The 25,128-nt window shown below is 60.4% G+C and carries 19 protein-coding genes; 15 read left to right on the forward strand and 4 right to left on the reverse strand.

Features of this window, described 5'->3' with window-relative positions; all coding sequences use genetic code 11:
• Positions 1-97 precede the first annotated feature (97 nt).
• The gene (locus FJ954_RS06400; protein WP_140660800.1) at positions 98-1,489 is read right to left on the reverse strand and encodes an HlyD family type I secretion periplasmic adaptor subunit; all 1,392 of its coding nucleotides are present in this window, start codon (positions 1,487-1,489) and stop codon (positions 98-100) included.
• Entirely contained in the window at positions 1,482-3,236 is a 1,755-nt protein-coding gene (locus tag FJ954_RS06405) for a type I secretion system permease/ATPase (RefSeq protein ID WP_140660801.1), read from the reverse strand. Before FJ954_RS06405 ends, FJ954_RS06400 begins: the two co-directional genes overlap by 8 nt.
• Positions 3,237-3,640: 404 nt before the next feature.
• On the opposite strand from FJ954_RS06405, the gene FJ954_RS06410 reads away from it, so the two are divergent.
• The 8 genes from FJ954_RS06410 to FJ954_RS06445 all read left to right on the forward strand — a co-directional run bounded on the left by FJ954_RS06410 (position 3,641) and on the right by FJ954_RS06445 (position 15,135).
• On the forward strand, positions 3,641-5,350 hold the full coding sequence (locus tag FJ954_RS06410) for a calcium-binding protein (protein ID WP_140660802.1): 1,710 nt from the start codon (positions 3,641-3,643) through the stop codon (positions 5,348-5,350).
• Positions 5,351-5,526: 176 nt separating this feature from the next.
• Positions 5,527-5,778: a hypothetical protein gene (locus FJ954_RS06415; RefSeq protein WP_140660803.1), complete on the forward strand. Its 252-nt coding sequence runs from the start codon at positions 5,527-5,529 to the stop codon at positions 5,776-5,778.
• 254 nt (positions 5,779-6,032) lie between these two features.
• Complete coding sequence (locus FJ954_RS06420; protein WP_041163711.1) at positions 6,033-7,244, forward strand: glycosyltransferase; 1,212 nt, start codon at positions 6,033-6,035, stop codon at positions 7,242-7,244.
• The gene (locus FJ954_RS06425; protein ID WP_015316384.1) at positions 7,241-8,503 is read left to right on the forward strand and encodes an O-antigen ligase family protein; all 1,263 of its coding nucleotides are present in this window, start codon (positions 7,241-7,243) and stop codon (positions 8,501-8,503) included. The genes FJ954_RS06420 and FJ954_RS06425 overlap by 4 nt, the downstream gene beginning before the upstream one ends.
• On the forward strand, positions 8,503-10,494 hold the full coding sequence (asnB, locus tag FJ954_RS06430; RefSeq protein ID WP_140660804.1) for an asparagine synthase (glutamine-hydrolyzing): 1,992 nt from the start codon (positions 8,503-8,505) through the stop codon (positions 10,492-10,494). Before FJ954_RS06425 ends, asnB begins: the two co-directional genes overlap by 1 nt.
• A gap of 1 nt (position 10,495) precedes the next feature.
• Positions 10,496-12,730: an exopolysaccharide transport family protein gene (locus FJ954_RS06435; RefSeq protein WP_140660805.1), complete on the forward strand. Its 2,235-nt coding sequence runs from the start codon at positions 10,496-10,498 to the stop codon at positions 12,728-12,730.
• 97 nt (positions 12,731-12,827) lie between these two features.
• Positions 12,828-14,072, forward strand: a complete 1,245-nt coding sequence (locus FJ954_RS06440) for a lipopolysaccharide biosynthesis protein (protein WP_246681029.1) — start codon at positions 12,828-12,830, stop codon at positions 14,070-14,072.
• Between the two features lies 1 nt (position 14,073).
• A complete protein-coding gene (locus FJ954_RS06445; protein WP_015316388.1) occupies positions 14,074-15,135 on the forward strand; it encodes a glycosyltransferase family 2 protein in 1,062 nt (353 codons plus the stop codon).
• Between the two features lie 132 nt (positions 15,136-15,267).
• Here FJ954_RS06445 and FJ954_RS06450 read toward each other — a convergent pair whose 3' ends face one another.
• A complete protein-coding gene (locus FJ954_RS06450) occupies positions 15,268-15,969 on the reverse strand; it encodes a helix-turn-helix transcriptional regulator (RefSeq protein WP_224586269.1) in 702 nt (233 codons plus the stop codon).
• Between the two features lie 184 nt (positions 15,970-16,153).
• Between FJ954_RS06450 and FJ954_RS06455 the strand changes: the two genes are divergently transcribed.
• A complete protein-coding gene (locus tag FJ954_RS06455) occupies positions 16,154-17,893 on the forward strand; it encodes a PAS domain S-box protein (protein ID WP_140660807.1) in 1,740 nt (579 codons plus the stop codon).
• A 1-nt stretch (position 17,894) separates the two neighbouring features.
• Here FJ954_RS06455 and FJ954_RS06460 read toward each other — a convergent pair whose 3' ends face one another.
• Positions 17,895-18,566: a response regulator transcription factor gene (locus FJ954_RS06460; RefSeq protein ID WP_015316391.1), complete on the reverse strand. Its 672-nt coding sequence runs from the start codon at positions 18,564-18,566 to the stop codon at positions 17,895-17,897.
• A gap of 420 nt (positions 18,567-18,986) precedes the next feature.
• On the opposite strand from FJ954_RS06460, the gene FJ954_RS06465 reads away from it, so the two are divergent.
• The 6 genes from FJ954_RS06465 (at position 18,987) to FJ954_RS06490 (ending at position 25,124) form a co-directional block, all read left to right on the forward strand.
• Complete coding sequence (locus FJ954_RS06465; RefSeq protein WP_015316392.1) at positions 18,987-19,709, forward strand: NDP-sugar synthase; 723 nt, start codon at positions 18,987-18,989, stop codon at positions 19,707-19,709.
• A gap of 33 nt (positions 19,710-19,742) precedes the next feature.
• A complete protein-coding gene (locus FJ954_RS06470; RefSeq protein WP_015316393.1) occupies positions 19,743-20,879 on the forward strand; it encodes a DegT/DnrJ/EryC1/StrS aminotransferase family protein in 1,137 nt (378 codons plus the stop codon).
• Positions 20,876-21,550, forward strand: coding sequence for a sugar transferase (locus FJ954_RS06475; RefSeq protein ID WP_140614635.1), 675 nt, complete (start codon positions 20,876-20,878; stop codon positions 21,548-21,550). The genes FJ954_RS06470 and FJ954_RS06475 overlap by 4 nt, the downstream gene beginning before the upstream one ends.
• Positions 21,551-21,614: 64 nt before the next feature.
• Positions 21,615-22,619: an SDR family NAD(P)-dependent oxidoreductase gene (locus tag FJ954_RS06480; protein WP_140614634.1), complete on the forward strand. Its 1,005-nt coding sequence runs from the start codon at positions 21,615-21,617 to the stop codon at positions 22,617-22,619.
• On the forward strand, positions 22,616-23,878 hold the full coding sequence (locus FJ954_RS06485; protein ID WP_140660808.1) for a hypothetical protein: 1,263 nt from the start codon (positions 22,616-22,618) through the stop codon (positions 23,876-23,878). The genes FJ954_RS06480 and FJ954_RS06485 overlap by 4 nt, the downstream gene beginning before the upstream one ends.
• Entirely contained in the window at positions 23,865-25,124 is a 1,260-nt protein-coding gene (locus FJ954_RS06490) for a polysaccharide biosynthesis/export family protein (protein ID WP_140660809.1), read from the forward strand. Before FJ954_RS06485 ends, FJ954_RS06490 begins: the two co-directional genes overlap by 14 nt.
• The last annotated feature ends 4 nt before the right edge of the window (positions 25,125-25,128 follow it).

The following is a 25,128-nucleotide window of genomic DNA, read 5'->3' on the forward strand; positions in this document are numbered from 1 at the left end:
ATTATAGGTTGCGCCGCGAAACCGGCATCCTGCGGACGCATGATATGTCCAGCCCATGGCTCTCGGGCTGGACCCGGCATGCGAATTCCAGGCCTGCTTAGCGGAAAGCCCTGGAAATCTGGTCCGTGAGAGGTTTCAGCATATACGACCAGACATTGCGTTCATCCGTGCGGATGTGAACTTCCGCTGGCATGCCCGGTCTGAGTTGCCTGGCTTCCTTCAAGCACTCCGACTGACTGTCGACCTTAATACGGGCCGAAAAGTACGAAAGCTGGCGTTGCGGATCTTTGATCAGGTCCGCCGAGATGTACTTGACGGAGCCGTTGCAAACAGGGGTAGTCCCGGCATCGAAAGCTGGAAACCGGATCGAAACGCTCTGTCCCGGGTTGACGTCGTCTATGCGGGAAGGAGGGATCAACGCGTCCACGACAAGGTTGTCGGCCTCGGGAACGATCGTCATCAGCAGTTCGCCCGGGGCGACCACGCCGCCGACAGTGTGAACGGACGACTGCTGAACTGTGCCGGATTGCGGAGCGCGGATCTCGGTTTTGGTCAGTTCGTCTTGCGCCACGATCTTGCGTTCGTTGAGTTCGGTGCGCTTGGCTTCAGTCTCGCGCAGTTCACCGGTCACATCGCTTCGCCGTTGCTCGTCGAGCTGCAGGATTTGCAACTCGATCTCGCTGATCTTGGCCTGTGCCTCTGCTACCGCGGCTGCCAGTCGTCCCGACTCGCCCTTGGCACGTGTCGCATCCAGCCTGACGTTGCTGATCCTCTCTTTGGACACCAGTTTCTTCGAATAGAGGGCATCGACATCCGTAAGGTCAGTGCTCAGCAGCGCCGCTGATTCATCGGCTGCAACCTGCTGCGCCTTCAGGCCATCGATCTGACGCTCGAGTTGCTTTGTTTGGCTCGACAAGAGCGCCTTCTGCCCGGCCAATGCCGAGGCACGGGTTTCGAACAGAGCGCGCTCGCCGCTGACAAGGGCGGCCAGCTCCGGCTTTGGCATCCCGGCCTCAAGGCCGGCTGGAAGCTGCATTTCACGCAAACCGCCGCGTTCGGCCTCCAGCCGCGCAAGCCGCACCGTGGTGCGATCAAGATCTTCGCTGATGATCTGCAGATTGGCCCGTGGCAGCGTGCCGTCCAGCCGGACCAATATGTCACCGGCCCGAACATGGTCGCCGTCTTGCGCAAAGATGCCGCCGATCGTGCCGCCGGTCTGGTGCTGGACCTTCTTGATGTTGCTTTCGACCACCACCGTGGCGGGCGCGATCACGGCACCAGCTATCTTGGTCAAGCCAAGCCATGCTCCGCCGCCGACCACCAGCAGGCCAGTCACAACGAGCCCCAGCGTCATGCTTGGCCAAAGGGTCCCTGGCGCAGGGATGCTGCCTGGCACCTTTGGCAAGTCGGTTTCGGCGGGCTGGTATCGAGTTCCGAACCGGGCAAGTGTCGGCATGAACGCAAGCACGCGGGGCAAGATGTCACGCATGTCCGGTCACTCCCGAGTGGATGGGCGCGATCGAAGATGGACGTTGCGCGGCAGGCGAGGGCGGCCGCCGCATGCCGGCAAGCACTTCCTCGCGCGAGCCGAAGGTGCGCAGCCTGCCATCCGCCAGGACCATGACTTGATCGATGTTGGTGAGGGCAGATGGCCTGTGTGCAACAACGATCACAATACCCCCACGCTGGCGGACAGCCATGATGGCTCCGGCCAGGGCGGCGTCACCTTCAACGTCGAGATTTGAGTTTGGCTCGTCCAGCACGACCAGGAACGGGTTGCCGTAGAGCGCCCGGGCAAGGCCGATAAGCTGCCTTTGCCCTGCCGACAGCGCTCTTCCTCCCTCGCCGATGCGCGTCTGGAAGCCTGCCGGCAGATGCATGATCATCGAGTGGACGCCCGCGGCTTTCGCCGCGGCGAGCACGCCCTGGGGGTCGCTCTTGCCGCCAAATCTCGAAATATTGTCCGCCACCGTCCCGTCGAACAGTTCAACATCCTGCGGCAGATAGCCAATGTGGGCGCCGAGCCGTTGCGCGTCCCACTGGTCGAGAGAGGCCCCGTCCAGCCGTACCGTGCCGTGCAGAGGACTCCAAACTCCCACCAGCGCGCGAACCAATGTTGTCTTTCCCGAGCCGCTTGGGCCGATAACCGCCATTCCCGCGCCGCTCGAAAGCTGGAAGCTTACATCGATGAGCGTCGGCCTGGGTGTACCCGGAGGCGCTACCGCCAAACTATCGACCGCCAGGCGGGCTTCTGGCGGCGGCAACTTCATGGATTCCATTGGACTCTCGAACGCACGGAGCGCCGCTTTCAACTGGAAGTAGCTCTGCCGGGTGGATAGGAAACCCCGCCAGTTCGCAATCGCCGCATCGACCGGGGCTAGCGCGCGACCCAGCAATATCGACGACGCGATGATCACGCCAGGGGATGCTTCGCCTCCGATGACGAGATACGCGCCGAGCCCTAGCACCGAAGATTGCAGCACCATCCTAAGCGCCTTCGACAGCGAGCTGATTCCACCCACGATGTCGGAGAGCCGCTCCTGATAGGAGAGATAGGCGTGAGTGACTTCGCCCCAGCGCCCCGCCAGCCGTTCGGAGAGGCCCATCGCGTGGACCACCTCGGCATTCCGACGGCCGGAATCAGCAAGCGCGCGCTGTGTCAGGATCGCTTCGGACGCCAGCGCCGCAGGGCGGCGGCTGATGATCTCAGCCACGATGGTCAGCACGACGACGGCGACGGAGCCGAAGGTCGCAAGCACGCCGAGCGACGGATGCAACATGTAGATAATGAGCAGATAAAACGGGATCCACGGCGCGTCGAAAAGAACCGTCGGCCCCGTTCCCGAAAGGAATCCGCGCAATTGATCGAGGTCCCGCAACGGAAGCACCCGGTCCGCTTCTCGACCGGCCCTGAGCGGGAGAAGCAACGAAATTGCGAATGTTCTCTGCTGCAAACTGCAGTAGAATCGACTGGCGATTCGGACCAGTAGACGAAGCCGCACGAAATCGAGCAGACCGTAGGCCGCATAGAGGCCCAGCATTCCGATGGTGAACCCGACCAAGGTCGGGACGCTTTGCGACGGCAGGACGCGATCATAGACCTGCAGCATGTAAACGGATCCGGTCAACGCAAGGATGTTTATCATTGCGGAAAAGAGTCCGATGCCAGCTATTCCAGGCAGGCAGTCTAGTATTGCGGAGCGTAGCGGAGAGGCGCTTTGTGGCTCTTTATTCATAGCTTATTGCTATGACACGACGTTGTCGCGTGTCTTTCTTTGTTCATCCGATGGGTAACCTTTTCTGATTCCACCATATCACATGCGCCCCCCGGACATGATGGCTAGCTAACATATGGCGAACTTTATGCAAAATGAAGCGAAATCGTGGCCGGGAGTCGGGGTGGGGAGAGGGGTGCCTGTGAAAACAGTGGAGAACTGTGCATGCGGTCGTCAGTGGAAAACCCGCAGATTTCGCTGCAAGCCACTGACTTTACAGTAAATTGCACCGACCCGTTGATGTGGCCATCCCCACAGCGATCAAAAACTTCGTTCAAAGATGTTGGTATGTGATTTTCATCTAATGGAGCTTTCGGTCTAACCCCCATCCAGGGCGGGGTGTTGCCAAACAAGAAGGAAAACGCATGGCGACTCTCCATTATGCATCAGGCGGTTCGGCTGCCGAAGTTGCGGGCGCCGGATTTAACCTGGCGGACGTTCAGTATCTTTCGCAGGTCAATGAGCTGCCCAGCGGAATGAAGGGGCTTGTCTATCTAAGCGCTCATGACGGGGTGACCTCGTCGTTCATCGAAAAAGTCACGCCCTTCCTCAACAATCCAAAAGTGTTTGGATTTTTCCTGATGGACGAGCCGGATCCTACCGGCAGATGGGGCACCTACGCGAGTGCGGCAAATCTGAAGGCTGAATCCGACTGGATCCATTCCCACTTCCCGGGCGCCAAGACCTTCATCACCATGATGAATATGGGGTCGTCCACCAACCCGGACTTTTCCAACACCTATAATCCCGCCAACACCGGGATCGACTACTATGGACTGGACCCATACCCGGTTCGCACGGGGATAAGCAGCGTCGACTACAACATGATCGACAGAGCCGTGGCAGCGGCCGTGAAATCAGGCATTCCGGCTGACAAGATCGTTCCTGTATATCAGACATTTGGCGGCGGCGGTTGGCAGACGGACACCGGCGGCAAGCACGTCATGCCAACGTCGACCCAAATGCAAACGATGATCGATCACTGGGCAAAGCTGGTTCCGTCCCCAGCCTTCGACTATGCGTATGCCTGGGGTTCTCAGAATGGCGACACCGCCCTGGAGAACTCCCCTGAGTTGCAGGCCGTTTTTCGCCAGCACAACCTCGCCAGCCCTAGTCCTTCGACACCGCCTCCGAGTTCCGAGCCGACAACGCCTACGCCCACCACGCCGACTGTCCCCGATCCCACGCAGTCGACCCATCACATCTTCCATGGCGGCCCTGGCGCGGACGTATTTCATTCGACCAGCGGGGACGACGTTTACTATGTCAACAATGCACATGATAAGGTGATGGAGGCATCAGGCGGCGGCTTCGACAAGGTGGTCGCCTCGGTCAGCTACGCATTGTCTGCTGGTTCGCATGTCGAGCAACTCTCGACCGACAAGACGGGCGGCACACATACGATCAACTTGACGGGCAACGAGTTCGGTCAGGCGATCAATGGCAATTACGGCGCCAACAAGATCGATGGTCGAGGCGGCGCCGATACAATGAAAGGCTATGGCGGCAACGACACCTATTTTGTCGACAATGTGCATGACAAGGTGGTGGAGCAGCCAGGCAACGGCAAGGACGCGGTGTTCGCCTCGGTGAGCTATGCTCTCTCGGCGGGCTCATCCGTCGAGAAACTTGCGACCACGCAGGCTTCGGGAACGGGGCAAATCAACCTGACCGGCAACGAGTTTGCCCAGACGATCCAAGGAAATGCCGGCGCCAACAAGATCAATGGCGGGGGTGGTTCCGATACGCTGACGGGCTTTGGCGGCAAGGACGTCTTCGTGTTCAACACCGCGCTTGGCTCTGGAAATATCGACAAGATAACCGACTTCAAGGTTTCCCAGGACAAGATCCAACTTGATCACAGCGTATTCACCGGACTCCAGCAGGGCGCCCTTTCGGCCGCGAACTTCCACATCGGCAAAGGTGCGCATGATGGAAGCGACCACGTCATCTATAACAGTTCGACCGGCGCGCTCTCTTTCGACAGTGACGGTATCGGCGGCCATGCTCAGACGCAGTTTGCGACCGTTGCTCCGCATCTCTCAATTGGCGCGAGCTCCTTTTTCGTGGTTTGACGCACGCGGTTGTGCTTCCGGCAGGAACTGAGCGCTCCTGCCGGTCGGCTTCTCCGCTCGCCGTCGAGTTGAGCGCGCACGCCGCTTTTTGGGCTAAAAACGGCTGCCGTCCGAGGCATTGCGGGAACATTCTGCCTTGATCGTGGTTTGGTGCCATCGCGCAGGGGATGGATGACGTGCCAAGCTACGAAGTCGAGGAGATTTTCGCCGGCCAAGTCGTGGTGACCCACAAGGTAGTCGCACCAACTCCGTTTCGAGCAGCCAAGCTCGCGACAAACCGGGAAATCACGCTTCGTGCTTCCGAGGTCCGCTGGATCCGGGTATTCGAGCAGGACGGCCGCCGCCGAGCCTATGAATATACGTTCTCGGATCGACCTCAACCCACCCCAACGAGCAATCTTGATAGTCCGATCACCCGTTCGCGATGAATGCGCATTCGCGCGGCTGATCCCATAGCGCACGGCGTCTCGATCCAAACAGTCCAGCCCGCGGTCTGATCCTTGCGCCGTTGGCACGCAAGCATGGTTCTAGTTGCGTCATTCGAACGGACGAGGACAACGGCCAGCCCTGCCCGTAGCCTGAATTGCTGGTGTAAATCGCAACGAAATCGGGCCATGGGAAACGATCCAAGTTTGAGCCGCTTATGGGAGCCGAAGGCCCGCTGGATTTCGGGAGCGGCACGATGAACCCGCACCTGGTTTGCATCGGCGGCGAGGATCACGCCTTGAGGATCTCGTTTCTGATGGAACTCCGCGAGCGGGGTTTTCGGGTCACCGCGGTCTCGACGGGCGATGAAGCTCTGTTTTTACGGCACGGCATTCCGCACCGCCGCTACGAGTTCAATCGCTTTGCCAATGGCAGCGGCAAAGCCGGGACGATCAGGACATTGCGAAGGTTGTTGCGGGAACTCCGCCCCGACATCGTCCAAAGCTTCGACACGAAACCCAATTTGCTAACCCCGCTGGCGGTGCGGGGAGAAGTCCCGGTCGTCCGCACGATCAACGGCTTGGGCTGGACCTTCTCATCGCTGGAGCCGCGAGCCTTGGCCATGCGGCCCGCCTTCTGCGGTCTGCAGTGGGTTGCTTCCTTCTGGACTGCTGCCACGGTTTTCCAAAATCGCGACGACCAAGCCTTTTTTGAGCGCTATCGGCTGATCCCACGCGGCAGCGGACGCCTTATTCAGGGGTCGGGCATCGACGTCAATGCATTCGCGGTGGCAAGACGTCTTGCCTCATCACCAGCGGCAATGCGGCGGGAATTCGGACTGGAATCGGCCGAGATCGTCATTTTTGTCGGCCGGCTCACCCGCCTTAAGGGCATTCCGACCCTTCTCGAGGCGATTCCGCACATTCTCTCCAAAAGACCTCATGCGCGTTTCGTGCTCGTTGGCCCACGGGAATCGGAAGGACCATTCGCCGTCGAAAAGTCCGAAATCCAACGATTTGCTTCTCATGTAACCGTGCTGGGCAAACGGCATGATGTCCCCAGTCTGCTTGGCATGGCTGATTTGTTCGCCTTCCCAACACAATATCGCGAGGGCGTTCCGCGCGTCTTGCTGGAAGCCGGACTCGCTGGATTGCCGATAGTCGCATCGCGAATGCCCGGTTGCAGCGACGTCGTCGAAGATGGGTGGAACGGTTATCTGGTCACGCCGCGCGATGCTCGCGCCCTTGCGGACCGGATAGTCGACATACTGTCGGACCGCACCTTGGGAGCGGCCATGGGGCAGCGCTCCGCCTCGCTTGTCAGGGAGCGTTTTGCCCTGCCGGGCATCGTCGACCAGTACTGCGATGTCTATAAGAGCAATCTCAGGACCAAATCTCGCGGCTTGCTTGCTCCATCGCCTCTGGAGAGCGGCATTGCGAACCGCCGGTTGGACGGGGCGCGGCAATGATGCGCGACGCGTTGCTTGCCGGCGGTGTCATCCTGTCAGCCGCGTCGCAGCTCTCCGTCCCCGGCATGCCATTCGGCTATGGCGAACTGCTCCTGGCGCTTTGGATCATGCTGTCGGCCGGACGAATGTTGGTCGGCGGGCGCGTCGAAGCGACACCAGCCTTCGCGCAACTCGCGACTTTTTGGCTGCTCCTCTCTCTCGCATTGGGGATCGGCACGATCGTCGGCTACTTGACCACCCTGCTTTACCCGACAGGGTTGTTGCACGACACAATGGCCTACGTGCTGTTGGCCAGCATCACTTGCCTGGCGAGTGTGGAGCCCGACGCGGGGCGTCGTCTTCGGCGCAGCGGTTGGTGGACAATCGTGTTCGCCGACGCGATATTTGCCATCCAACTCGCCATCGCGTGGGGCTGGCTCCATCAGCCCGGCGTCGATCCGTGGTATTGGGACCGCTTTCGCGGCTGGTCTGAAAATCCGAACCAGCTCGCGCTCTATTGCGCGCTTCTTGGTCCGCTGGCGCTGCACCTTGCAACCACTACTCGCAACCGGTGGGGTCAGGCCCTTGCGCTCTCAAGCCTCGTGTTCATCTTTTTTGTCGGCCGCCTGACCAGGAGCGATGCCTATCTCTACACCACGATTGTAAGCGGCGTCGCCTTCCTCGGGTTGCGGTTGAAGGCATGGTTGGCATCCGATGGCAATCGAACCAGCCTGCCCAGGCAGATCGCACTTCTGCTGATGGTCGGCGCTGTCCCCTTGGTGATAGCGATGACCCCCTATCTTCTTAGCGAGGAAAGCTTTGCGGCGAATTTTGCCAAGAGCCTCACCAAGGACGGAGGCGGCGAGGCCACGGCTGAAACATTCGAACTTCGGGTTTATCTGTGGGATGAGGCGCTTCAGAAGGGGCTGCAATCGGCATCGCTCGGCCTCGGTCCTGGCCCCCACCTGGAGCGCCCGCCGACGGCCGACATGCAATTTCTGGAGCGGCCGTTCGAAGCGCACAATACGGTTCTCGACCTCTATCTGCAGGGCGGGCTGGTCGCGGTCATCGCCTTGCTGTGGATCGTTGGATCGGCGGCCATGTCCGCCTGGCGCGCTCGCTACGACGCGCTTTTGGTGCTCGTGGCGTCCGCAGCCGTGTTCAGCATACCGCACCTCATCATTCGTCATCCGATCGTGTGGTTTGCATTGACCTTCTGCCTCGTCGCGGGACCGCCAAGCGTTTTCCGGCGCGAGCTTGAGCCTTCAGAGGTGATGTGATGTGCGGGATAGCCGGGATACTTCTCGCGTCCAATGCTGCCGACCCCAAGTCGCTCGATCAGATCGGGCAAATGATGATGGCGCTTCGTCACCGCGGTCCGGATGGCGAAGGACTCTGGACGGATCGCGAAGCAGGCATTGCCTTGGGCCACAGGCGGCTGGCGATCGTCGATCTGTCGGAAACGGGGCAGCAGCCCATGCTGTCCACAAGCGGTCGGTATGCGATCACCTTCAACGGCGAGATATATAATTTCCGTGACCTGCGTCTCGAGCTCGAAGGCGTCGGTCACCATTTCCGCGGCACCAGCGACACCGAAGTCATGTTGTGTGCGATCGAGAGCTGGGGCCTCGAGGCCGCACTCCAGCGTTTTGCTGGCATGTTCGCGTTCGCCTTGTGGGACCTGAAGACCAGGACCCTGCATCTCGCGCGCGATCGATTGGGCAAAAAGCCCCTCTACATCGCTTCAGCCAGGCATGCGCTGGTCTTTGCTTCCGAACTGAAAGCAATCAGCCGCTTTTCAGGCTACTCTCCGGAGATCGATCTGGATGCCGCCACTGCAATGCTTTCCAAGGGGTGGGTCCCGGATCAGAGTTGCATCTGGCGAGGTGTCTTCAAACTGCCACCCGGCTCGGTCCTGACCCTCACGGCCGCGACTGTGGCGGAGGGGCGCGGGGCCGCCTCCCTTTCGCAGGGCGCAAGTCGCTGGTGGTCGCTGGCCGAAGTCGCCAAGAACGGGCGAGAACACCAGATCGCCGGCAGTGACGACGATTTGACCAATGAACTGGATGATCTGCTCCGGCTTGCCGTTCGCGAGCGCATGATCGCCGACGTTCCGTTGGGCGGTTTCCTGTCGGGAGGCGTCGACAGCTCTACCGTTGCAGCCTTGATGCAGGCTCAATCTCCAAATCCCGTGCGCACTTTCACCATCGCCTTCGCGGAGAGCGGCTTTGACGAGGCCCCTTACGCCGCCGAGGTAGCGCGCCATCTGGGCACCGACCACACGGAACTACACCTTTCGGCCGCCGCCGCGCGTGACGTGATCCCCGAACTGCCAACGGTGTGGGATGAGCCATTCGCCGACGAATCGCAGATACCGACTCTGCTGGTGGCGCGGCTGGCCCGCCAGCACGTGACCGTGGCGCTGTCGGGGGACGGCGGAGACGAGTGCTTTGCAGGCTATGGCCGCCACTTCATGGCGGACCGGCTGAAACGGTACCAAGGTCTACCCGCAAGTGCACGACGAACGGTGGCGGCCGGCGCAGGGATGCTGTCCAGGGCGGCTCGTCACGATTTCATTGGCAACCTGCCACTTCCGTCGCATGTGCGGCATGCGCTGCGCAGCGATCGGCTCACTCGCTTCGCCTGGCTTCTCGCCGCGAAGGATGAAGACGAGCTGCACAGGCGGCTGACAGGATCATCGGCCGAAAACCTCACCCGGCACGAGACTCCTGCATCCAAAGTCTCTGCACCGCGGCTCGACGGGCTGTTGTCTCGCCTCCTGTACGACGACATGTCCGGTTACCTCGCTGGTGACATTCTCGTCAAACTGGATCGAGCCAGCATGGCCAACAGCCTCGAGGCGCGTTGTCCCCTGCTGGACCACCGCGCCGTCGAATTCGCTTGGCGCCTTCCGGCTGCCATGAAGGTTCGCAACGGCAGAGGCAAGTGGATCCTTCGAAATGTGCTGCGTCGTTATCTTCCGCAACGGCTGATCGACCGGCCGAAGCAGGGCTTCGACGTGCCGATCGCGGCTTGGCTGCGGGGCCCGTTGCGCAGCTGGGCCACCGATATTCTGTCCGATGTTCGCAACCAGGGCGAAGGCTTGCTGGACAGCACAAAGGTGGACGCCTGCTGGCGCGATCACGTTGCAGGACAGGACCGCTCCCGTGAACTGTGGTCGGTGCTGATGTTCCAAGCCTGGTGCAACGAGGCCAAGCGGCAGGCGTCGGCATCGAACTCATCCCGTGAACTCGATCTGGCAGGAGTATGAAATGGCGGGTTCCGCAGTCAGCCGAATTGAATTGCCACGAGCCACCCCGGTGGCTGCCCCGGTTCCTGAAAGCAGGGCCCGCGTACGGCCTCCCAGAAGCGCCCCGAATTCAGCAACCCCGTCTCGCCAACTGCTGGTGACATTGGCGAGCAGGAAATGGATCATTCTGCTCTTCGCGGTTGTCGGCGGCATCTTGGCGGCCTTGGCGGGAATAACCCGCCCTACCATGTACGAAGCCACCAGCCAGCTTATCATAGACGCTCCTGCCAGGGCGGCCCTTCCCGCCAGCCCGGGCTCAGCGCAGGACATGATCGATTCAAGCATTGACGACCACATCACGATGCTCTCGTCGGAGAGCCACCTTCGTCGAGTCGCCGCAGCGCTGCGTCAACCGAGCCCGGCCAACGCGACCGCACAACCGCAAGCCGGGAAGGGAAGCTCCAGCCAGGGGCCAACGCCCGCCGATCCGCCGACATCGCACTCTTTCGCTGGCGATCTGCTGAAGCGCCTTTGGCCGCGGGATGTTGTATCCACCAATGCGCCGCAAGCAGCAGAGGCCGCCGAGATGAAAGCGCTGCGCAAAGGGGTAAGGGTCGGACAAGAGCTCCGGTCCCGGGTCATTTCCGTCGGCTTCTCGGACGATGACCCGGCGCGCGCGGCGCTGGTGGCCAATACATTCACCAAGATCTATGTCGACGACCTCGCGCAGAAAAGTCAGGCGTCGAACATGCAGGAACTTGACGCCGTCGTCGCCAGTTTGCCCAAACTGCAGAATGAACTGGTGGATGCGTCCAATCGGCTCGAGGAGTATCGGCTGAGCCATGGCGCGGTCGATCAAGGCTCGGCTGACAAGGTGGCCGGGGAGAGGGCGGATCTCAGCCAACAGATATCGATGTCCAAAGCGGATCTGGCGGCGCTGGAGTCCCGGCTCCAGCGTATCCAGGAGCTTCGAAAGCAGGGCGCGCCGGCCGCGACCCTGGCCGAGGCCGCCGGCACGCAGGAGTTGGCCGACCTTTCGGCTCGCGTGGCCAGGGCGCCAGCGGACAAGGATCTGGCCAATGCCTTTTCTGTCGCGATCGAAAAGGCAATCGCTGATATCGTCGCTGAAGCGGACATCTATCGTGCCCAGGTCGAGGCTCTGGGAAATCGAATGCGTGTGCTCGATGCGGTCGCGGCCGACACGGCCAGCCGGCTCGCCGGTTTGCGGGCGCTCGAACCTCAAGTCAGCCTCCTGACGCAACGCTACAACGAACTTCTCGGCCGCCAGCAGGACCTGAAGCGGCGCATCGGAGCTCCGTCCGCCGGGGTCTCGGTCCTTTCCGTTGCATGGCCGCCGACAATTCCGCAGACATTGCCGCCGGTTTTTTTGGTTCCACCGGGAATGATTGCGTTCGGCCTCCTTGGCGCTGTTTTGGTCCTCATGCGAAATCGCTTCGATCGCACCTTGCGCGGTGAAGCGGAGGCGGAAGCCGTGCTCAGGATACCGTGCGTGGGGCTCGTGCCCGAACCGGGCAGGATGCACGCCAAACAGTTGCGTGACTTGGTTTTGGGCCAGCCCAAGTCGGCCTACAGCCGTGCGGTGACGTCGCTGCTGGTCGCGGCCGCGCCAAATCAGGCAAGGGGTCGTGCTCCGCACACGATCCTGCTCACGCCAAGCGTCCGGGCTGACGGAGCGACCGAGCTTGCGTGGGGCCTGGCCTTGGCGGCCACCCGACTGGGCAATCGTGTTCTTCTGGTGGATCTCCAGCGGGCGGGCTCCCAACTTACGCCCGAGTTTCTGCGCCAGTTCAACGGACCCAAGGCTCGTCATTCCTTCGCGGATTACATCAGCAGTCGTTGTACCTTGGATGACGCGGTCGCCAGCATTCCCGAAATTGGCATCGACCTGACGACCATGGCACCTGCAGAAGATCTTTTGGCTCTCCTGGCGCGTGTCGACACCGCCAAGTGCAGGGAAGATTTGCACTCGGCGTACAGCCTCGTCATCATAAACGGGCCATCGGGGCTGGCTGGGCCAGAAGCCATGTTCCTCAAGAGCTGGGCGGACGCGGTTCTCGTTACCGTTCGCTGGGCAAGAACCTCGCGGCATGTCGCGCGCGGGGTGGTGGAGCAGCTCCTGAGCGACGGAACGCTCTCGGTTCCGGTGGCGAGCGTCCTTACCCGGGTGAACCTCACCCGGTACGGCAGGTATCGGTTTGGCGACAGTGCCGATCTTTTGCGCGAGAGGATCTCATGAATTCGACCGGCACCGGCCGTAAGCAAGGCTCGCCATGATCCGACTTCCGCAAAGCCCGATCGGCAAGGTCCTTCGAGCGGCCGGTGGCGTGTCGGCCATGGCGATTGCCGGTCAGCTCATTCTTGTCGCGACCATTCCGGTGTTGGCCAGGCTCTATTCTCCTGCTGATTTCGGCTTGTTCACGATCTATCTTTCGACCGTGAACATACTGGGGGCGGTCGCGGCACTGCGCTTTGAGGCTTCGCTGTACGGCGTCAAGAGCGACGCGCAGGCATACGTCACGGTTAAGCTCATTCTTTTGGCCGTGTCGGCAACCGGCGTTCTTGCCTTGACGGCGGGGGTTATGTTGTCGAGCACCGTTCCGGTCCGCGCTGTTGACCTTGTGTGGCTGGTTCCGATCGGCATGGCAGGCGCAGGTCTTGTGGAGACCATGAATTGCTGGAGCCTGCGTGCCGGCCTGCTGCGCGACTTCGCGCTCGGCCGCTTGATCTTGCCCGCGACGATGGCGTTGTTGCAGCTGATGTTCGGCATCGTCCATCTCGGAGGAGAGGCGATGGTGCACGCTCACATTCTCAGCCAATTCATCTTCATTGGGTTCCTTGGCGTTCGGATTTTCCGCTGGGAGGACGTGTGCGGTATTGCCCGCGCGCCGTGGCAAACGGTCTTTGAAAAGGCCAGGCGCGAATACAAATTTCCACTGTTCGACATCCCGGCAACGGTCGCAAGTTTCGCCATCAACAACCTTCCGGCGATACTCGTCGGCTCAATGTTCGGGACCGCCTATGCGGGCTATCTGGGCGTCGCGTCGCGGCTCGTCACCGGCCCCGTCACGCTCATAGCCACGCCGCTCAGCAATGTCTTTGTCGCCGAAGCCAACAAGGGCGGCGGCCGCAGGCATCTGCTCGGCCTCGCACGAGGCCTGCTGATCCTTGCCGGCGGGCTCACTTCACTGCCCATTCTGGCTCTTGGCCTCGCCGCACCGCAGCTCGTCGTACCCCTATTGGGACGGCCATGGCTGCCCGCCGCCGAAATCATGACGGCGCTGGCTTTCATGGGCGCGGTGCAAGCTTTGTCGACGCCGCTTCAGGATGTGCCGGCTCTCCTGCGACGGCAGGAGGTGCGCCTGGTCGTCGATGCCATAAGGACGGTGCTCGTGTTTGGTCCGCTTCTAGCCGGCGCCAGAGCTGGCTGGGAACCTCTCACTGTCATTTATCTCATGGCTGCCGGCGGCGCCGGGGGCTTCTTCATCAAGACGGCAGCCTCTCTCTATCTGTTGAAGCAAAGTGTTCAACCGGACGAGACGTCGCCTCGCAGCCGGTGCATCGCCTTGGAGGAAAGATAACATGACGCAGATGGACAGTCGCGACGCCCTTCCTTCCGCAGCCTTGCCAACAGGGGTCGGACCTTCGCAAGATGAGGGGTCGGCGGAGTTGGTGACACTGCGGCCGTTCATTTCAGTGGCCATCCCGACCTTTCGCAGGCCAGATACCATTCGAAGGACAATCGACAGCATCCTCCAGCAGGATTTTGCGAATTGGGAACTGGTGGTTAGCGACGACGAGGGGCAAGGAGGGCTGTCCTGGAGGATCGTCGACGACTATGCGCGTGCCGACGGTCGCATTCGGATTGTCGAGAACGGCAGGGGGCGAGGCCAGGTCGAGAATACCAACAACGCCATGCTCGCTTGCACCGGCACCTGGATCAAGTTGCTGCATGACGACGACTGGCTCGCGCCCGGCGCGCTCAAGCGATTTGCCGAGGTGTCCAAGGAGCATCCCTCGGCCGCATTCATGACCTGTGCAGCCAATATCGTGGAAGACGGCAGGATCATGCTCCGCTCGACGCCATCGGAGCAAAACCGCGTTTCAGTCTATTCGAGCCAGCAATGCCTCAGGGATCTTTACCTTGTCCGGACGACGAGGAGCCTCGGCATCATTCCCTCGACACTGTTGATCAACAGCAAGGTTCTTCAGGCTGGATGCCGAATGCGTGCACACAAATCGATCCCCGCCGGCGTCGACCAACTGTTCTTCGTGGACCTGGCCGGTCACGGAGACATGGTTGCGATTAATGAGGGTCTGATTTTTTACGACGCGACCAACCATCCGAGCATCACCACATCGAAGAGCTACACGGAAGTGGACGAAGTTACGCTTGCGGTTAAGCAGCTTAATTGGCAGCTGCTCGAAAACAGAAGGAATCTTCCTGACCCTGAGAGCCTCTTGCGAGCATTGCGGGTTGCACGCGTACCCGCCAGATTTCATCACCAGTCCTTGCCCGTGACTATCCGCGACACGCTGCAAATTCTTCGCCCATCAGTGATGAAGATCGCAAGCCAGTACCTCGTGGAATACCTGTTCAGGATCCGCCCGGTCCTAGGGCCATGGTATACCCGAAGACAGTGATGGAGCTGACCCGTTCAAGGCCGCGCACGGGACGCGGCACGCGCCGAACCGATTTATGGGGCACGGATTCACGACGGCCGCCCCTGCGGTGGCCACAAGGCTGGACACGATCATCCCCGGATGTTCAGGGAACTAGGGCAACACCGAGACGCGTGCGAGAAGGGTGACCAATTCTGCCTGACGCCTGGTTTCAGTTTTGGCGAACAGTGATGCGAGCTGGGTTCGGATGGTCGTCCGGCTGAGCGCACAACTTTCAGCTATTTCCAACGGGGTGTAGCCCTTTGCCAACCGCACCGCCAGATGTGTCTCGGCTCCGGTCAAACCGAACATTCGCTGCAGGGTTTGAGGGTTGGGCGCCGATTTCGTCTCTCGGTCCAACAGGGCGACGACGATCGTGTTGTCGGCTGCGAAGAGGCCGCGCTCGTTGATGACAACGGGGCGATCTCCGCTGCTGCGGATCACAATCCATGCAAACGATCCGGGGTTGAGGTGGCACGGCACGTTCGCGATCAGGCTTCTGAGCGCTCCCGAAAGGCCGTCGGCGTTGTTCACCTGGCTGCCATAACCGCTGAGAATGACGCGCGCGGTGGCGTTCCACTTGAGGACTTTCCTGGTTTCGCTGAGCACGAGACATCCGTAGCCAAGGCGATCAAGCATACCCGGGAAAGAATGCAGCGGCGGTTGGTCACCTTCGGTGGCGGCAGCAGGCCTTTCAACCTGCCGGTCGGAGCTTTGGGCATGGCGCAAGGGAGACGGCCTGCTGCCAGGCCCCATGGCCGCCATCGCACGTTGCACTTGGAAAACAGTACTTCTCGGCCGTTCGACCAGGTTCATTGTCGTCACCACTTTCCGGTTTCGCTGTCAGATCGGCGCCAGCGCATGGGCTAAGTGTTGGAACTTTCTTCTGATGATTCTGATAGGCTGACATTTCGGCGCGCGAAAGCGAGCAGCAGCACTAGGTCCGATAACCAAAGGCTCTAAGCCGCATTGGCTAAGCCAAAAGTTGTAGGTAGTCAGGATGAGATTGCGGATAGGCGGTCCCGTACTGTCGGACAGGCTACGACAACATCTGGTTTCGTCGGCCGTCCTGCTGGCTACCCTTTTTATCGAGATGAAATCGTCGCTGACAGGTGGTGGCAGTGCGGCCTTTCTGGAATGTGTGCCGGCGATTGTCATCATCGCCTTCCTGGAGGACCGCTGGCCTGCGATGGCTGCCACGTTTGCCATGGTGGCTGTCGGCTTGGCAGTTCGCCTGGCGGCGAACGGTCAGTTGGTCGGAGATGATCTTTCCGGGGCCATTCTCCTCGCCTTGTCCGGCGGGATGATCGCCTTTCTTTTCCATCGTTCAAGGCAGGAGTTGAGGAGCGCGCTCGATGTCGCCGAGAACAGGCTTACCGCCATCGAAACGACCGAAGCGCGATATCGCTGGGCTTTCGAGCGGGCCGCCTTGGGATTTGCGACCGCAAATGACCGTGGTGAGCTGCTGCAGGTCAACATGTGCATGTGCAGTATGTCCGGCTACGCACAGGAAGAGCTCGTCGGCCAGCATATCGAAACGCTCGTTCATCCTGACGAACGCGATCTGTTCGCCAGGCTTGGACGTGGTCTAAGCGCGGAGGCGCCGTCGTTTGGCTTGGAAATGCGCTTGAGAAGGAAGGATGGCACTGTTTTCTGGGCTCGCGTGACGCTCTCTTGGTCTGGTCCGGAGAAACAACTGCCGATGGGCATATTTGTCGTCTTCGAGGATATCACTGAACGCAGGGCTGCAAGCGAAGCGCTCTTGAGCCAAAAGGAATGGCTGGACCTTGCGCTGCTCGCCGGAAGGCTTGGCACATGGCGCGTGGACTACAAGGAGAGAATTGTCTCCGGTTCAGATCAATTTTGGGAAATTCTTGGTTTGCCGCCAGCCGCTTCCCGTCCTCTGGACGAGCTGTCGGCGATCATTCATACGGCGGACTGGCCAAAACTCGGGGCCCATTCAGAATTCATCGCGGCAACCGCCAACTACGACGCAGAGGTTCGAGTTCGGCGGTCGGACGGACAGTTCCGCTGGATTGCCCTGCGCGGCCGTGAGGACATCCGCGATGGCTATCATCAGCGGTTCGGGATCGCGGCTGACCTTACCGAGCGGCGGCAGACGACACTGTTGCGGGCCGCGGTGAGAAGACAGGAGCGGCTTATACTTGAACAGCGGCACCGGCTCAGTAATCTGTTTGCCGTGATCACGGCTGTCGTGAAAATGATCCCTGCTTCAGACCAGGATATTTCCAAGTACAGAGGAGATCTTTTAGAGCGAATTCGGGCGCTCGAATCCACGCACCTGCTGTTGATCAACAATGCAGAGTTATCATCTACGATCCGCGATATTGTCGCACATGCGCTTCGCCCCTACGCGGAGGCACACAGAGCAACGATCACAGGGCCTCATGTCAGAATCGTCGGAGGCGCTGCGGAAAGTTTCGCGATGGTCGTCCACGAACTCACGACAAATTCGGTCAAGCACGGGGTGCTCGGGAACTCCCAAGGCCAGGTGGAGGTAAGGTGGGGCGTCGCACCCGAGGGCTCGGACGGCGACATCGTGTTCGACTGGATCGAACGAGGCGGCCGAAATGCCAAGCCTGTCCTGCGGAAAGGTTTTGGGTCGATTGTCCTTGGCGCCGATGGAACGCCCTTGGTCGGTCACTCTTCGAAACTGGAAATGTCGGCTGGTGGATTGCGATATCAGCTACGCCTATCCCAGGGCGAGATTCAGCCTTAACTTAGATCGTTCCAAGCCATGTCCTCATCAAAACAGCGACCTCGGTGCGGTTTCGGACTCCCAGTTCACGCAAGATTGCGGCGGCATGGATCTTCGTCGTGGCCTCGGCGATGTCGAGATCGCGGGCGATCTCCTTGTTCGAATAACCTTCGGCCATAAGCTTGAGCACGTCCTTTTGCCTTGACGTGAGCCTTCCCAGAGAACCTGGGCTGGCCAAGGCCTGGTGCGAAGCCTCCACGGGAGATCTATGCGTCTGAGGCGCGGCTGCGCCAGAGCTTCGCGACAGGAGGGCTGGTACATAGATGCGGCCTGACAAGATCTCTTTGACAGCCAGCACCACCTCCTCATCCGGCTGCGACTTCACGATGTAGCCGTGGAGGCCAACTGAAAGGGCCAGCAAAATTTCCGATCGTGAATCGTTTCCTGACACAATCGCAAACCTGCTTTTGGGATAGGCGGCGAGAACATCGCCGAGCACTTCCTGGGTGAGCAGCCCGGGCATGTTCAGGTCCAGGATCGCAAGATCAATTGTTTCGTGTTCGGCCAAGAGCCCAACCACGGCATCAAAACAGGTCGCCTCGATTATTTCCGCACCAGGGATTCCGGCTGTCAGCGCCATGCGCAAGCCACGTCGATAAAGGCCATGATCATCGGCTATGACGATCTTGTACATAGAAACCCCCACGCACAAACAACCCGCACTACCTGGCCGCGCCTTGCAGGAGCGCCGGTACGTCCAGAAAGGTGGACCCGACGTCCTACAACCCCGTCCTGCTAATTACCGTACGCTAATGTAGCTCGGTTTTAGGAAAATGTTTACCTTCAATCGCAATTCAAGTGGGACCTTGGTCTGTTGCGCGTCTCGACCACGCCCGTCAGGTCCGCGGGATATGTTTCGTCCCCTACGGTTCCGGGATCAGAGAAATTCGCCCGTGCCATTCAAACGCACGACGACAGTATCCCGGTTCGCTCCCTAATCTCTCGCAGGTTCGGACAACTGAAACCCTGCTGCGCGAGGCGGTTCGCCGTCTTGGCTCCGGATGCGGTTTCAGCCGTCGAGGCCAACTCTGGCCATGTGCGTAGGGAGGATCGAATGAAAGCGGTAATTCAATGCGGTGGCATGGGAACGCGCCTTCGGCCATTTACATCGGTTTTGCCCAAGCCGCTGATGCCAATTGGCGCGCGGCCAGTCCTCGAGTTGCTGCTGAAATGGCTGCGGCGTAGCGGAATCGAAGACGTCTACGTCACCACCGGCTATCTCGGGCACCTGATCCGGAGCGTGTGCGGTGACGGCTCGCAGTGGAATCTGAGGATCCGCTACACGCAGGAAATGGAACCGCTCGGAACGATCGGCCCGCTTTCCTTGATCAGAGACGAATTGAATGAGCCGTTCATTGTCCTGAACGGCGATGTGCTGACCGACCTGAGCATCAGCCGGTTTACCGCAGCGCACCGCCTGCACAAGGACTCCGTCACGATAGCGACTTCGCTGCGGCTTACCAAGATGGATTTCGGTGTGATCGACGAGGTTGACAACACCGTCCAGGTCTTCCGCGAGAAGCCTGCGCTGTCGCATCTGGTAAGCATGGGCATCTACTGCATGAACCCGGACGTCCTCGACTTCATCCCATCCGGGATACCGTTTGGGTTCGACGACCTCATGCTGCAGATGCTCCAGGCCGGACGCGTCGTGCATGTCTACAAGCACGAAGGTCTTTGGCTCGACATCGGACGCGTCGAGGACTTCCAGAACGCGCAGACAGTTTCCTGGGAAGAGCAGTCGGCGTCCATCGAAGTGGCCGCCGCGGCAGCGTAACGGCCAGGCGCGAGGATCATCGAGGAGGTGACGATGCTCTTGGTAAGTTCCCCGGTCCTGGGAGTGCCAGAAAAAGCGGCTTTGGCGAAAGTGATCGACAGCGGTTGGCTGACGATGGGTGAACGGGTCCGGGCTTTCGAAGAGGCGTTTGCCTTGATGCACGAGGCAGAGGACTGCGTAGCGGTTAGTTCCTGCACCGCAGCCCTTCATCTTATCCTTCACGGATTGGGGATTGGTCCGGGCGACGAGGTGCTGGTTCCTTCGCTGACCTTCGTGGCTACCGCGAACGCAGTGCTCTATGTCGGCGCCACTCCTGTCTTTGTCGACATAGAATCGGCAGACGTCCCTCTGATGTCGCTCAAAGAAGCAGAAGCACGCTGCAGCCCTCGCACCAGGGCCGTGATCCTGGTTCATTTCGCCGGCTATCTTGCCGACAAGGACGCCTGGCAAGCATTCGCCAGCGCACGCGGGCTCTCGATCATCGAGGATGCGGCACATGCTCCCGGCCTAAAAGCGGTTGGCACCTTTGGTGCGGGCGCCGCCTTCAGCTTCTACGGCAACAAGAACATGACGACGGCGGAGGGCGGGGCCGTAATTGCCCGGGACCCCCAACTGCTGGACAGGATTCGCCAGGCTCGCGCGCACGGCATGACCACCGGAACACGCCAGCGACTGAACAGCCGCACCGCGCATTACGATGTGACTATGCTCGGCTTCAACTACCGAATGGACGAAATGCGGGCCGCGATCGGCTTGGTTCAACTCCAGAACCTGCAGGAGTGGAACGAGATACGGCGCATTCTTGTCGTGTTGTACCGGCGCCTTATCGCGTTGCGTTGCCCGGCAATCACAATACCCTTCGAAGAACCGCGAGCCTCGGCTTACCACATCATGCCGATCCTCTTGCCGCGCTACGTCAATAGGCAGCATGTCGTCGATGAACTGCGGGCGCAGGACATACAAACCACGGTCCATTACCCGCCCGTTCATCAGATGACCCTCTACCGTGAGCTTTACCCGGGTACTCACCTGCCGCGCACCGAGGATTTCGCGGAACGAGAGTTGACCATTCCGCTGCATCCTCAGATTACCGCGCCCGCGGTTGAAGCCGTGGTGGACGTCCTGGCGACCGCGCTCAACAGCGGCATCCACGCGGGAACCGCCGCATGAACGCGTTTGATCTATCCATACACCCGCCCGTCGTGTCAGGCGTGAGCCATGGTTTTGGCAGACGCGCGATGGATGTCGTGGCCGCATCCTTGGCCGCGATCGTTTTCGCGCCGCTGATGTTGCTGATTGCATTTGCGCTATTTCTCGAGGGCGGACGCCCCGTGCTCTTCCGGCAGCCTCGCATCGGTGCAGGGGGGCGCATGTTTCATATCTATAAGTTCCGCAAATTCGAGGTTCTGTGTGATCCTCAGGGCCCTGCGTTGACCAGCATAGGCGACCGTCGGCTGACGAAGATCGGGCGCATTTTGGCCAGCACCAAACTGGATGAGTTGCCGCAACTCTGGAATGTGCTCAGAGGCGACATGGCCATCGTCGGGCCACGGCCGGAAAGCCTCGCCTTTGCTGACTGCTTCCATGGCGGCTTCGAGGCGGTCCTAAGATATAAACCCGGCTTGGTCGGCCCGACGCAAGTTCTTTTCCGTCACGAAGCCTCTCTCTACCCGGTCTCAGGAGACCTGTCGTCCTTCTACAGGGAGGCGCTGTTTCCGATCAAAGCTAAGTTCGATCTTTCCTATTATCCCCGACGAACCATCGCTTCGGATGTTGTGTGGATGATCCTCGGTTTTCTGGCGGTAATCGGCTGGGTGCCTGTCGGGCTACTCAGGCGTTGAAGGCTGTTTCTGTGTGCGCGCTCGGCAACCGGAGCGCTTCAGGTGAAAGAAGGAACACCTGGTTATGAGCTACAATGGCAAGAGAGTTCTGGTCACTGGCGCGGATGGGTTCATTGGATCGCACCTGACCGAGGCACTCGTCCGCAACGGTGCCGAGGTGACCGCATTGGCCCTCTATAATTCGTTCGACAGTCATGGATGGCTGGATGATCTGCCAGACGACATCCGAGGTCATCTGAAACTCGTTCGAGGCGATGTACGCGACGGTGCATTCCTGAACCGGATCGTGCGCGGCCAAGCCGTCGTGTTTCATCTCGCTGCGCTTATCGCGATCCCGTACTCATACGCGGCCGCCCAGTCCTATGTGGAAACCAATATCATGGGGACGCTGAATGTCCTTGAAGCGGCCCGCCAATGGGAGACGGAACGGATCATTCACACCTCGACCAGTGAGGTTTACGGCACGGCGCTCAGCATGCCGATCAGCGAGTCCCATCCTCTTCAGGGACAATCGCCATATTCGGCGTCCAAGATCGGCGCCGACATGATGGCGCAGTCCTATGCCAGATCGTTCGACCTGCCCGTCGTGATCCTCCGGCCGTTCAATACATTCGGGCCGCGGCAAAGCGAACGAGCCATAATACCGACAATCATCCGGCAGGCGCTCGATCCAAAATGTGTTTCGATCATGGTGGGAGATACCAGCCCGGTCCGCGACCTGACCTTCGTCGAGGACACAGCGGCTGCCTTCCTGAGCGCGGGTTCAGCCACACTCGAATTCGGCCATGCCTACAATGCTGGAAGCCAGCGTGCCGTGACCATATCGGACGTGCTCGATCTCGTGCGCGAACTGAGCAACTGCAAGAAGCCCGTTCACCGCGACGAGAGTCGATTGCGGCCGCAAAACTCCGAAGTTCGCGCTCTGCTGGCCGATTCATCACGGCTCGAACGTGAAACCGGATGGACTGCGCAAACGAGTTTGCGCCACGGCTTGGCCAGAACCATCGATTGGTGGCGGGCGCGCCTCGGCGAAGGTCGGGTACGTCGCGAAATGAGCTACATGACATGAGGTTTTACCCATTTCCATTGGCACTGCTCCTGATCGCCTTTGCCGTCCTGCTGCGGGCGGCCGACAGCCAGGGAAACAGCATGTCCACGACGTTCGTCGCGCCAATGCCGATGGATCTCCCAGATTATCTGCATCCCGCGACAGATCCGGCATTCGGCACGAATTTCATGCGCATCACCAAACCCGGCGCACTTGGGGGAGGTGTCGTGTGTGGGACGAAATATTGCAGTCATCGCTATTCGAGCGCTCAAGCCTGGAATGCGGACCAGAGCCTGCTCGTGCTGGCCAATGGCTGCAACGGGCTGTGCTTCCTCGACGGCAAGACATATGCTCCGCTATTCCACCGCGACAAAGGCGGTGAATGCGAATGGAATCCTCGAAACGCTGACGTGATGATCTGCGTTGAGGATCGGAAGATCTCGACATGGGCGCCAAGGACAAACCACGAAGACGTTGTCTTCGTCACGGCTCAATACCACGATCTGCAGTTCGGGCCGTCGAAGGGCAATCCAAGCCGTGACGGCAAACGTATAGCCGTCCGCGCTGTCCGCGCGGATGGAAAAGCCGTGGTGTTCGCCTTCGATCTCGCGGATCGATTCAAATTCCCGGACATCGATCTCGCTCAGGTTCCTGGGACCACCAGCTCCTGCACCATCTCCCCGCTCGGGACGAACATCCTTTGCTTTCAAAACCTGGCCGACGGCACCGAGCAGAGGGCCATTTTCAGTGTCGATGGCACCTTGCGACAGAGGTGGACGGACCATCACCGCCCCGGCCACGGAGACCTTACGCTCGATGACGACGGCAGCGAGGTCTATGTTGGCATCAGCAAATCCGGCCCCGACAAGTATCACGTGATCAAGCGAAGATTGTCCGATGGGAAGGTGACCTCCCTGACCGGATACGGCGAAGCAGAGCATGCATCGTCGCGTGCTCTGAAGCGGCCCGGCTGGGTCTTCCTGACCTATGGCGGCAACCCGGAAGAGATATCGGCCAATCCAGGCTGGGCACCATATGCACGGGAAGTCATCGCGTTGCGCATCGACGGCAGCGGCGAAGTTCGGCGCATCGTGCAGACCCGCAACGCGCCCTTCGACTACTGGAGCGAGACGCATGCGTCACCTTCGCCGGACGGCACACAGGTGATCTGGTCCAGCAATTGGGGCGTGGCCGGTGGACCGGTTTACGACTTCGTCACCCGCGTCGACTGGCCCGAAAACCAGGACAAGAAGGAGATTGTCGCGAATGGTCAACCTTAGCCGATTCTTCCTTGCGACACTTGCGATGCTTTGCGCCCTGCCGATGGCTGCGGCAGCCGATGCGACGATCTATCGAATTTCGCCCGGAGACACCATCGAGATCGCAATCACCTCGCTTCCCGAGCGGACGCAGCGTGCGGTGGTGCAGATGGACGGCACCATCGTTCTCGCCGAGGCAGGCACGGTGCCTGTCGCCGGCCTGACCCCGTCCGAACTTCAGACGCGCTTGCAGGCGATCCTGCCGACCAAGATCTACCACATACGCATGCCGGACGGCCGTGAGCAGGTGGCGGTCGTCAGGCCCGGCGACGTGACGGCGATCATCGCTGAATACCGTCCAATCTACGTGACTGGCGAAGTGCTCGCTCCTGGGCAGCAAGCCTTTCGTCCGCTCATGACGGTTCGGCAGGCGATAGCCGTCGCCGGCGGCTTCAGCCTCTTGCGTGCACGGGCGAACCAGGCTGGGCCGGACCCAACGGACCTGCAGCGCGATTATGAGACGATCTGGGGAGAATACATCAAGGACTATTTCCACAGTGCGCGCATACGTGCCGAACTTCAAAAGCAGCCCGATTTCGACATGAAGGCCCCCCAGGGCTTTCCGCTGTCTTCTTCCCTCGCAACCGAAATCGCGCAGGCCGAGGCAGAAGGGCTGAAGCTCTCGCTGGACAATTTCGGGCAGGAGCAGAGCTTTCTGGAGAAGGGCGCCAAGGATGCAGCGACCCAGGTCCAGGCGTTGCTCCAGCGCGAGCAGGACGAAGCCGATGGAGTCAAGGCCGATGAAGAGGATTTGGCGCAGGTGACCAAGCTCTTCAAGGCTGGCAACCTGACCAACAACCGGCTCGCCGATGTCCGGCGCGCGGTGCTTCTGTCCTCGAGCCGTGCGCTTGAAACTTCGGTCGAACTCATGAGGGCTCGGCGCCAACAGGATGATCTTGCAAGGCAGATCGAGCGCAATGACAACCAGAGGCGTGCCGGTTTGTTGAACGAGTTGCGGGATACACAGGCGCGCCTTGCCGACATCACCGCAAGGCTGCACGCGGTCAGCCAGAAATTGCAGCCGCAGGGAGCATCCGCCTTGCCGCAGCCGATCGGCGGCGAAACCGTGCGGGCCCAGGTGACGATCATCCGCTCCGTCGATGCGCAATGGCGCAAGCAGCCGGCCGACCAGGATACCGCGGTGGCGCCGGGTGATACGATCGAGGTCAGGTTCAGCAGCGCGCTCGAAAACGCGGCGGTGCAATAGACAA

Origin of the sequence: Mesorhizobium sp. B2-3-15 (assembly GCF_006442875.1) — a bacterium.
Lineage (GTDB): Bacteria > Pseudomonadota > Alphaproteobacteria > Rhizobiales > Rhizobiaceae > Mesorhizobium > Mesorhizobium australicum.

What these genes read in the sequence shown, in the direction of transcription:
- FJ954_RS06410 (WP_140660802.1), top strand. Translation starts at nt 3,641, where the DNA reads ATGGCGACTCTCCATTATGCATCAGGCGGTTCGGCTGCCGAAGTTGCG.
- FJ954_RS06455 (WP_140660807.1), top strand. Translation starts at nt 16,154, where the DNA reads ATGAGATTGCGGATAGGCGGTCCCGTACTGTCGGACAGGCTACGACAA.
- FJ954_RS06485 (WP_140660808.1), top strand. Translation starts at nt 22,616, where the DNA reads ATGAGGTTTTACCCATTTCCATTGGCACTGCTCCTGATCGCCTTTGCC.
- FJ954_RS06450 (WP_224586269.1), bottom strand. Translation starts at nt 15,969, where the DNA reads ATGAACCTGGTCGAACGGCCGAGAAGTACTGTTTTCCAAGTGCAACGT.
- FJ954_RS06405 (WP_140660801.1), bottom strand. Translation starts at nt 3,236, where the DNA reads ATGAATAAAGAGCCACAAAGCGCCTCTCCGCTACGCTCCGCAATACTA.
- FJ954_RS06465 (WP_015316392.1), top strand. Translation starts at nt 18,987, where the DNA reads ATGAAAGCGGTAATTCAATGCGGTGGCATGGGAACGCGCCTTCGGCCA.
- FJ954_RS06460 (WP_015316391.1), bottom strand. Translation starts at nt 18,566, where the DNA reads ATGTACAAGATCGTCATAGCCGATGATCATGGCCTTTATCGACGTGGC.
- FJ954_RS06480 (WP_140614634.1), top strand. Translation starts at nt 21,615, where the DNA reads ATGAGCTACAATGGCAAGAGAGTTCTGGTCACTGGCGCGGATGGGTTC.
- FJ954_RS06475 (WP_140614635.1), top strand. Translation starts at nt 20,876, where the DNA reads ATGAACGCGTTTGATCTATCCATACACCCGCCCGTCGTGTCAGGCGTG.
- asnB (WP_140660804.1), top strand. Translation starts at nt 8,503, where the DNA reads ATGTGCGGGATAGCCGGGATACTTCTCGCGTCCAATGCTGCCGACCCC.
- FJ954_RS06400 (WP_140660800.1), bottom strand. Translation starts at nt 1,489, where the DNA reads ATGCGTGACATCTTGCCCCGCGTGCTTGCGTTCATGCCGACACTTGCC.
- FJ954_RS06435 (WP_140660805.1), top strand. Translation starts at nt 10,496, where the DNA reads ATGGCGGGTTCCGCAGTCAGCCGAATTGAATTGCCACGAGCCACCCCG.
- FJ954_RS06470 (WP_015316393.1), top strand. Translation starts at nt 19,743, where the DNA reads ATGCTCTTGGTAAGTTCCCCGGTCCTGGGAGTGCCAGAAAAAGCGGCT.
- FJ954_RS06425 (WP_015316384.1), top strand. Translation starts at nt 7,241, where the DNA reads ATGATGCGCGACGCGTTGCTTGCCGGCGGTGTCATCCTGTCAGCCGCG.
- FJ954_RS06440 (WP_246681029.1), top strand. Translation starts at nt 12,828, where the DNA reads ATGGCGATTGCCGGTCAGCTCATTCTTGTCGCGACCATTCCGGTGTTG.
- FJ954_RS06490 (WP_140660809.1), top strand. Translation starts at nt 23,865, where the DNA reads ATGGTCAACCTTAGCCGATTCTTCCTTGCGACACTTGCGATGCTTTGC.
- FJ954_RS06420 (WP_041163711.1), top strand. Translation starts at nt 6,033, where the DNA reads ATGAACCCGCACCTGGTTTGCATCGGCGGCGAGGATCACGCCTTGAGG.
- FJ954_RS06445 (WP_015316388.1), top strand. Translation starts at nt 14,074, where the DNA reads ATGACGCAGATGGACAGTCGCGACGCCCTTCCTTCCGCAGCCTTGCCA.